Genomic DNA, 7759 nt, shown 5'->3' with positions numbered 1-7759 from the left:
AAACATCAAAAAAATGGCCTTGCTCCTCTCGAAGAGAGGAAAAGGCTTTGTGATCCGCCTAATTTACCAAATCTAATTTCCTTTATCTGTTTATTTCCCATAAACATGCAACCCCTGGCGCTTTTCTTGCGAAAAGAGCCAGGGGGTTTGTCATCAATCTCAGGGATGACGTAGATGTCATCCCTAATTTCATTGCTGCGGTTTTCACTGCGGCCTGGACAGGTTCTTTTGAATCGATCCCTAACAAGTTGGCTGTCACAACCCTTTCATCCTGGAAAAGGGATAAAGAATAGCCCTCACGTTGCCTTTGACCGCTTCTTCAGATATAGGCCCAAAGGACCGGCTGTCTTCGCTTTCCGGCGGATTGTCCCCCAACACAAACAGCATCCCCGGCGGAACCCGTTGCGCCGGGAAATCGGGGATGGAGATGCCGGCCAGCGGTCCTTCCGGCCAGGGTTGTCCGTTGACCCTGAGCCGTCCTTGGACTGCTTCGATTCGGTCCCCCGGCAGCCCAACAATTCGCTTGATAAACAGCGTCTCCTCTCCGTCCGTCTGGAACAGAACGAGTTCTCCCCGTTTCCAATCTTCATGGCCGTTTTGCACCAGCAGGACGTCACCGGGCTGAATCGTGGGGCTCATGCTTGTTCCCACGGCAGGATACCAGTCGTAATTTCGGAGAGCTATCAACGCAATTAATACCACAGCTGACCATAGTCCCAGTAGAAAAGTTCCCCTAAATTTTCTCATTTCCATGCGCTTTCCCCTTGAATCCGTTTGAGAGGAAAGATAAATTTTAACTGGAAACACGTAAATATCTTACCCTTTTACTTCCTGGGATACAAGTATAGAAGTGCTGGAGGAAGACCATGAATTCTTTTTATCAAGAGATACCAAACCCATGGTTTACCATGTGGAGGCACCCCCGCGAAACGGTGCGGATGTATTTGCAGGCCGGCTCCGGCAAATGGCTCTGGATCTTGGCCATTCTCGCGGGAATCAAATTGTTCTTGGACAATGCGGATGCCCAGAACGTGGGCGACCAGATCGCTTTTGGAAACATCATTCTTTTATCCCTGGTGTTTGGGCCGCTCGTCGGGATCTTTTACTGGTATTTATTCAGTGGTCTTTTCACACTCACCGGGCAGATCCTGGGACTCCCGGGCCGGTGGAGCGACATGCGCAGAGCAGTCGGCCTTTCCTTCGTTCCCTTGGCCTCTTTGATGCCGTTTTGGGTGATCAAGTTGGTTTTGTTCGGCTCGGAAGTCTTTACCCCCTGGACGCCGGTTTTGGATTCGAGTCTTTGGTTGCTCTTGTTGATTGTGCTGTTTTATCTGGTTGATCTGGTCATCGGCGGATGGTATCTGGTCACCCTTTCCAGGAGTGTGGCGGAAGTCTACGAGTGTTCCGCCTGGTTGGCCTTCGCCCTCATCCTTTTAAGCAGTGTGGTCTTTTCCGTAGTGCTCAGTTTTGTGCTGCTGTTCTTCGTGTAAATGAAAACTTTTATTGATAAAGGAAGATTTACTGTGACAGGTTGGCAGGAAACCCTCAAGCTGATGGGCGCTGTCTGGCTTTCTCCGCGCAGAGCGGTCCGTCGGATTCTGGACGCGGGGTTGCCGTGGTTCTATTTGCTTCCCCTTGTGCTGGTGTACGGAATCAGCTTTACGATGGATCAGATTTCCTTCCGCAATTTGGCTGATTTTTTCCTTCTTCGGGATTTACTGCTCTTTTCCCTTTTGATTGGTGTTGGAGTGGGTCCACTGTTCTGGATGATCTACAGCGCCTTGTTCTACGGACTCGGACGTCTTTTTCGCGGTACGGGTCGCTGGCTGGATGTGCAATTGGGCGTGGCCGCAGCCATGGTGCCGGGCGTGGCCAAGCTGATTCTCTGGCTGATGCAGCTGGCCGTTTTCCGGGAGGAAGCCTGGTCGGAACTGACTCCCCGGATCGATTATAGTTTTTTTCTCCTGCTGGCGTATTTCTTTTTCATCCTTCTCGATGCGGTCTTGATCGTCTGGACCATTGTGATTGTCGCCGGTGCGTTGTCCGAGGCCCATGAATTCTCCCTTTGGAAGGGCTTCTTGCTGGTGCTGATCGGGATTCCGCTTATCTGGGTTCTGTTCAAATACGGATTGAATATCGTCCTCATGCCGATATAAGCAGGAGCGGGATTTTCGATGAAGAAAAGATTTTTTGGGGAAGAGAAACGTCGGTATCAAAGTGTTGGAACATGGGTCCGCAAGGGCTCCGCGACGATGGAGTATATCATCATCATCGCCGTGGGAGCGCTCTTCGCCGGTTTGCTGTACCTGGCCATGTCGGATGGGGAAGGCCTGATCCAATCGGCCATGGAGAAAAGGGTTCAGGAAATCATCCAAGGCCAGCTGCCCGAGGAAGAGGTTCCACCCGGAAACAATTCGGGAATCAGTGGCTCTTCCGGCATCGGTAACGCACCGGAGATTGGCGATCCCGGAACAATCGGTGGAAATCCGGAGATTGGCGCTTCTCCTGATGCCGGCATTTCGCCGGAGCTGGAAGGGCCCTCCGCTGGATCCGGCACGACTCCGGCGGATGGGAACCCGAAAGCAGACGGGACATCCCCTTCCACCACCGGGGGTGGATCAGGGAGTGCAGACGGAAATGCTTCCGCATCTCCATCCCCGACGGAGTCCGAGGAAGAGAGCGGGTTTTCTAGCTGGTGGAACAAAGCGAAAAACTATGTGACCTCCGGACAAATCCTGAAAGATGCCGCCCATGTCGGAAAAGAGACGCTGGATTTTCTCGTATTGGATGATGTATCCGGATGTTTTACCGGGAAGGACACGGACGGCAACGAATTGGCCGGATGGGAGCGCGGCCTCAGCTGTGTCTCCCTGGTTCCCGTGGCCAAATGGGCCAAATTCGGAAAGTATGCCGACGAGGCTATCGCCTTTGCCGGCAAATTGGATGACAAATTGGCAAGTACCCGCCTCGGCGAGGGCTTGCAAACGGCGAAGAGGAAACTGACGGATCGATTTAGCAAAGGGAAAGAGACAGCGTGTGGGTGTCCCGATAATGTAGGCAATAAAGTTCAAAAAGGCAAGCGTTCCATCGAAAAAATAGTAGAAGTGCATAGTTATGAACGAGCAAGGAATATGGCCTTAGATATGTTAGGAGATTTGGGGCCGACGGCAAGACCTGTCTATGGGAGGCTATTTCAATCAAAAGGTAAAATTATTGGTAGGCAATCCGCTGATAAAAAGAAATCGTGGCGTTTGGACTGGGATCCGGAAAAAGGACCTCATATTAATGTTGAGGATTATAGCAGAGGAAGAGCGAAGTCAGGAAAAGGTGTAAAAGTGGCAATAAAATTCCCGGGTGACTATGAATATTATATGTCTTTATTGCGAAGGCTAAATAAATAAGCAGATGTAGTTTAAGAAGGGAGAATGAAGATGACTCTTTTTGATGAATGTATCGAGGCATTGAAAAGCGAAGGCGAGGTTATTGTTTTGTCTGAGGAAGAAACAAATGAAGTTATAAATGAATTTGAAAAAAGTGTTCCTTCAGATCCACTTGTTGCTAAAGTTGATTTCACACAAATATCAAGGAAAAAAGAAATTGAAGATGATGAGGACATCTTAGAGGAGTTATATAAAAATAATGTCAATGTAAATGAACCGGTTTATGTTTTCTGGAATGACGCGGATTTACCAGCAATTCAAACCTTTATAAAAAATGTTATCAATGTCATAGAGGATGTTATATCTGTAAGTTTTGATACTTACATTTTTTGTCCCAAAGAAAGGTACTTTGTGGAGTATTATCATGAGGGTGAAACCTTTTTGGGGTTCTACTAAGCAGGTATACGATTTCCGATAGTGCAAACTACCTGGGAGTGATGATGCGTTCAGTTTTGTGCCAATGATCCCTGAGAAATTGCGCCCAAAGGTTATAGCGTAGATGTATACCCATCGATTTGCACGGCAGCCAAAGTCAAAGTTTGCCGACGAAGCTTCTCATCCGGAATGAAATTATGAGGATGAAACCTAACATCCTTGATGGTTAATAAAACTGCTTTCAATTCCTGGAGAATAAAGGGGTGAAGTAGACGTCACCCCTTCTTAATTTTGAAGATCCCACAGTTAATGCTTCCACTGCGGCTGGACTTTTTGACTGGATTCGGGGAAACAGGTTACCTGTGGGTGCAAAGATTTATTTACTACCCGTGGGAAAAGGGTATCGAACTGCTGACGGGGTATATCCGGAAAAAAATCGTAAAAGCATGTCCCGTGCCGAAATATCGGAAAGCAACTGGGAATCTAGGTTTAGATTATGTCGTGAAAGTACGTACGGAATTGAGTAAAAAGTGAACAATCAGTTGTTGTTCTTGAGGCAGATGGAGTACAGGCGGATACAAGGAAGTAATAAAGGAGTGGTAAAAAGTGGTGGAAAACGAAATCCCAGTGCAACAAACAGTCAAACATATACCCATGCTAAAGCGAGGGATAAATGATGGGATGGATACTTCGAATTGAAGATCTCCAGAAAAGTATCAAAAATCCTACATGGGAGGAGGTGTAAAAAGCCTGGATGGGAAAAATGTAACGGCTGTGTATCTTGAGTCGAAAGATGGATTTTTGATGGCGGGCGGAGGAAGTGATAAAGGGCAGAGCACGGTACATTGTAGGTATTTCAATCAAGGCGGCAACGTGATTGAGGAGGATTCCGCGATCTTGATAAATGAAGATGGAAATGAAGACTTACAAGACTTAGTAGATGAGGATGAGGATTTCATACACATGAACATAAATCAAGTTGGTACAGATGTGTTTGTTGGTCATCTTGTTGAATTTCCGCAAGTCGTTAGTGCTTTCCGTCACTTTTACGAAACGGGAAGACTCTCCGAGGATTTATCCTGGGAATAAATGAGTCCTCTTGGATAAACAGATCTTTAGCAGAAAATCAGACGTCTCACCGGGTAGATAGATTATGGAGGATGATAACTTGGCCCGAAAAGATTATTATCATCAGCCCGATGCGCCGAAACCCAATTCCCTGGTTCCCGCCGTATCCGCGGTCGTGACCGATTCCGATGGAAGGATTCTCTTGCACAAGCGGAGCGATAATTTTCTGTGGTCCCTCCCGGGGGGAGCGATGGAACTGGGCGAATCCGTCGAACAGGCGGTGATCCGCGAAGTGAAGGAAGAGACGGGCTTCGATGTGGAGGTCCTTCGATGCACCGGCATTTACTCCGATCCGGGGCATGTCATCGCCTTCTCCGACGGGGAGGTGCGCCAGCAGTTTTCCATCTGCTTTGCCTGCCGGATCGTCGGCGGCGAGCTGTCGGTCAGCTCGGAGTCGGTTCAGGTCCGTTTTTTCACAAGGGAGGAATTGGAGCGACTCGACCTGCATCCGGCGCAGCGAATCCGGATTCAGGACTTTTTTGCCCATCGGGAAAGAGCTTTTATCCGATAGCTCTGCTTTCTTAACTCACGGAGTGAATTTTGTATAGTCCCCATAGGAGGTTGGGCGCATGGGCCTGCGTGTCATCACATCCAACACGATGACCCTCGACGGCCGGATTGCCGCCTCGCCGTCTGTGCCTTCCTGGCAGGACGAGCGATGGCGCCCGATTCTGGAGGCTGGTTTTCAGCTCATCGACTTTGCGGATCTCCACGGCGCGTCGGTGATCCTGGAGGGGAGCAACTCCTTTGTGGCCCGGGGTGCCGGGGGGATCGACGTTATCCCTTCAGCGCCGGAGGGCGAGCTCTATGAAGATTACCTTCCCACCCAGGTGATTAGTCGCTTCAAGCGTTGGATGGCCGTCGTCGACAGCCGCGGGCGGGTGGCCTGGCAACATACCCACCAGGACGACACCCACGTTCTGGCCCTCGTCAGCCGCAGGACGTCCGCCGGGTACCTGGCTTTCTTGCGTGAGCGGGAAGTGCCGTACCTTGTCGTGGGAGAGGACCGGGTGGACCTGGACCTCGCCCTGCGCAGGCTTTGTGAGACGTTCGACACCAAACTTATCGTCAGTACCGCCGGCGGGATCCTCAACGGGGCGCTCTTGCGGGCCGGGTTGGTGGGCGAGGTGGACCTCCAGGTGCTGCCCATCGTTCTGGGCAATGGGGAGGCGCCGTCCGTATTTGAAGGGTACAACCCCGACTTTGCGGTCCCGCCCTATCGGCTGTCGCTCCTGGAACGGCAGGCCAGGGCCGATGGTTCGCTCCTCCTGCGGTTTGCCGCCGGAAGGGCGCCGATAGGCACACATGAGTGAGCGGAGAAAACCCAAGCTGGGGAAGAGGGTGGTCAAAATTGCTGGGGAGAGTTCGATGAGAATCCACAAAATTGATTGGTTATCAAAAGAATCTCTGGAAGCGGAAGTGACGGTGACGGATGGAATCCTAAAGGTAATATGTTTTGCTCATCCATTGACCTATCCAGATGGCAGCCGGTTAAGGGAACCGATTGATTGCTATGGAACAACAAATATCGTAAGAGCCGATGACAATGAATACAAAGTCGAAAAACTGACGGAATACTTTTCTTACTGTATAATGGGCAGGCTCATCGATCAAAACAACGGAATCGTAAGGGTGGGCGGTCTATGATTTGAACTCGAGCGAGGGATGCTGCCGGGTGATATAAAAGAAGGTGAGTATCTTTCATTTTGTTGTCAGAGGTTGGATTTAGGATGAAAAGGGAACTGGAAGGATGGATCTCTTAGCTGGATAATTTCTTCACAAGCTTGGGGCGGCGACCCCTTAGAGGGCGCCGCCCCATTCTCGTCGAGCTTGAATCCTACCAACACGCTTCCCTACCGAGATCATAGTTAATAGAGCGCACTTCCTTTATCAAAGCGAAATCCCCAGCTTGTCGGCCAGCTCCTTCAGCCGTTGGAATCGGTGTTGGCGTATGTGGTCAATGACAGTGTCGTCTTCCCGACAGTAGGCGGCCACCCGCTTCAACAGGTCGGCGGCTTCCTCCCGACGGTTTGAGAGGGTGAGCAGGATGGCGATATCCTTTCCCGCATACACGGACAGTCTCCCCATCCGATAAGCCTCCAACATCTCCTCCAGCAGAGGGGGCAATCCGGACAGCCGCTCAAAGAAGGGAATCACCTGCTCCTGCAGATCCCGCGCGATTTCCCGTCTCAAGGCCGCGAGCTCCGTCCCGGGGGTCAACTCGTACCAGTGATCGCCCCTAACCCGCTCTCGCCACAGGGACTGGTATTCCTTGGGGAAATCGGAGACGGTTTGGCCCGTCAACCGGGCCCATTGGGGGACATAGATTCCCATGTTGAGGGTGAACTGCAGAAAATCCCGGGTGTTATATTTGCTGGATTGCACCTGAAAGGTCCAGCCCACATCTGCTAAGGGACGGTAAAAATGGTGATTTCGTTTTTTGAATCCGCGCTCTTTCAACGTCGGATGAATGGTGTTTCGGATCAGCAGCTTCAGCCGTTCTCGCAGTTCCACAGGATTTCTCCTCTCTGAAAGGGGCGGATCTCACTCACCCTGTTGATGTCCGCTCCAGGGGAGACAGAATACGAAGAAACTGGTTTTCAAATCCGATGACAAAGTCGAGTTCAGGATGAGCGGCTCTTCGGGGGGACGCCCATCGGCCCCGTTTGATTCCACGAGACGAAATCCTTTGGGAGACAAATAGGCATCGCCTTTTGGATATCATACTTTGATTTTTGCGATCGAAACCGCCAAAGAGAACTCCGAAAAAGAAGAAGGGGGTGAACCTCCTTGAAGGCAGTTGGCACTTTGATTGG

General features: G+C 50.6%; 10 protein-coding genes. 8 read left to right on the top strand and 2 right to left on the bottom strand.

Features of this window, described 5'->3' with window-relative positions:
• Positions 1–255 precede the first annotated feature (255 nt).
• Positions 256–747 carry a signal peptidase I gene (lepB, locus tag CLV97_RS16120; protein ID WP_245891662.1) on the bottom strand — a complete coding sequence of 164 codons (492 nt, stop codon included), beginning with the start codon at positions 745–747 and terminating at the stop codon, positions 256–258.
• A gap of 119 nt (positions 748–866) precedes the next feature.
• On the opposite strand from lepB, the gene CLV97_RS16115 reads away from it, so the two are divergent.
• The 8 genes from CLV97_RS16115 to CLV97_RS16080 all read left to right on the top strand — a co-directional run bounded on the left by CLV97_RS16115 (position 867) and on the right by CLV97_RS16080 (position 6590).
• Positions 867–1490, top strand: a complete 624-nt coding sequence (locus CLV97_RS16115; RefSeq protein WP_106346558.1) for a YIP1 family protein — start codon at positions 867–869, stop codon at positions 1488–1490.
• 33 nt (positions 1491–1523) lie between these two features.
• Entirely contained in the window at positions 1524–2156 is a 633-nt protein-coding gene (locus CLV97_RS16110) for a YIP1 family protein (protein ID WP_170070580.1), read from the top strand.
• 18 nt (positions 2157–2174) lie between these two features.
• Positions 2175–3401 (top strand): pre-toxin TG domain-containing protein, encoded by a 1227-nt coding sequence (locus CLV97_RS16105; RefSeq protein WP_106346556.1) that lies wholly within the window; start codon positions 2175–2177, stop codon positions 3399–3401.
• A 30-nt stretch (positions 3402–3431) separates the two neighbouring features.
• Positions 3432–3836 carry a CDI toxin immunity protein gene (locus CLV97_RS16100; protein WP_106346555.1) on the top strand — a complete coding sequence of 135 codons (405 nt, stop codon included), beginning with the start codon at positions 3432–3434 and terminating at the stop codon, positions 3834–3836.
• Between the two features lie 708 nt (positions 3837–4544).
• On the top strand, positions 4545–4904 hold the full coding sequence (locus CLV97_RS16095; RefSeq protein ID WP_146130531.1) for a hypothetical protein: 360 nt from the start codon (positions 4545–4547) through the stop codon (positions 4902–4904).
• Positions 4905–4983: 79 nt separating this feature from the next.
• The gene (locus CLV97_RS16090) at positions 4984–5454 is read left to right on the top strand and encodes an NUDIX domain-containing protein (protein ID WP_106346553.1); all 471 of its coding nucleotides are present in this window, start codon (positions 4984–4986) and stop codon (positions 5452–5454) included.
• 58 nt (positions 5455–5512) lie between these two features.
• A complete protein-coding gene (locus CLV97_RS16085; RefSeq protein WP_106346552.1) occupies positions 5513–6256 on the top strand; it encodes a dihydrofolate reductase family protein in 744 nt (247 codons plus the stop codon).
• Positions 6257–6311: 55 nt separating this feature from the next.
• A complete protein-coding gene (locus tag CLV97_RS16080; RefSeq protein WP_245891658.1) occupies positions 6312–6590 on the top strand; it encodes a hypothetical protein in 279 nt (92 codons plus the stop codon).
• 243 nt (positions 6591–6833) lie between these two features.
• Here CLV97_RS16080 and CLV97_RS16075 read toward each other — a convergent pair whose 3' ends face one another.
• Positions 6834–7457 carry a DUF4304 domain-containing protein gene (locus CLV97_RS16075; RefSeq protein ID WP_106346551.1) on the bottom strand — a complete coding sequence of 208 codons (624 nt, stop codon included), beginning with the start codon at positions 7455–7457 and terminating at the stop codon, positions 6834–6836.
• Positions 7458–7759 lie beyond the last annotated feature (302 nt).

The organism is Planifilum fimeticola (assembly GCF_003001905.1).
Lineage (GTDB): Bacteria > Bacillota > Bacilli > Thermoactinomycetales > DSM-44946 > Planifilum > Planifilum fimeticola.
The sequence above is the reverse complement of the archived record's forward strand: the minus strand, read 5'-3'. Positions and strand labels throughout refer to the sequence as shown.